General features: G+C 39.6%; 1 protein-coding gene. It reads left to right on the top strand.

Translation table 11 applies throughout. The annotated features are described in order from the left end of the window. The first annotated feature begins 141 nt into the window (after positions 1-141). On the top strand, positions 142-621 hold the full coding sequence (locus HL054_RS22085; protein WP_369141282.1) for a hypothetical protein: 480 nt from the start codon (positions 142-144) through the stop codon (positions 619-621). The last annotated feature ends 71 nt before the right edge of the window (positions 622-692 follow it).

Here is a 692-nt window from a genome sequence, read left to right as displayed (position 1 = left end):
CGCCGCACGGCCTGGGCAGCCGGCGCGATCGCGGTGGTATCCGGAATAGACGTATGCCACTGAACGGGAAAGAAAATGGTGGATAAAACGACTGCAATCGGTTAATTTCGAGGCGGTTTTTTTATATTTGTTATAATAATTGTGCAAGATGAAAACTTGCTTAAACGTTTAAGGAGCGGAAAACTACTTATGAAAAGATTTACTTACAATCTCGAAGAAAAAGATTCTTATACAAAAGAAGAAATTGCCGAGATGAAAAAACATCTAGAAGCTTATCAAGCATCACTAGAAAAAGATTATGATGGTATGGTTGAAGAAATCAAGCCGTATCGTGAAACAAAAAGAAACGAGAAGTTCAAATCACTATTGCCTACAAACGCAAACGTTGATCTAATGAACGATGTCATCGCTCTGTCTGGCTTAAAAGAAGACGCAACGGATGATGAGATCAAAGAGGCTTTCAAGAAAACTGTAGAAGCGAGAGCTTATCTACAAAAACCGAAAGTCGTTGATCCAAAAGCTCTTGAGCCAAAAAAACCGGTAGTTGCAAGCAACACGGAAAAAGAAGTTCCACTAACAAAAGCTGAGGAACTGGCGAAAAAAAGAGTAAGAAACCTATAAGGAGGCCCAAACGATGGCTAAAGAATTTAACAAGATCGTTGAAGCGATCAAAGAAACAACATATGCACAGA

The organism is Modestobacter versicolor (assembly GCF_041028285.1).
Classification (GTDB): domain Bacteria; phylum Actinomycetota; class Actinomycetes; order Mycobacteriales; family Geodermatophilaceae; genus Modestobacter; species Modestobacter versicolor_A.
The sequence above is the reverse complement of the archived record's forward strand: the minus strand, read 5'-3'. Positions and strand labels throughout refer to the sequence as shown.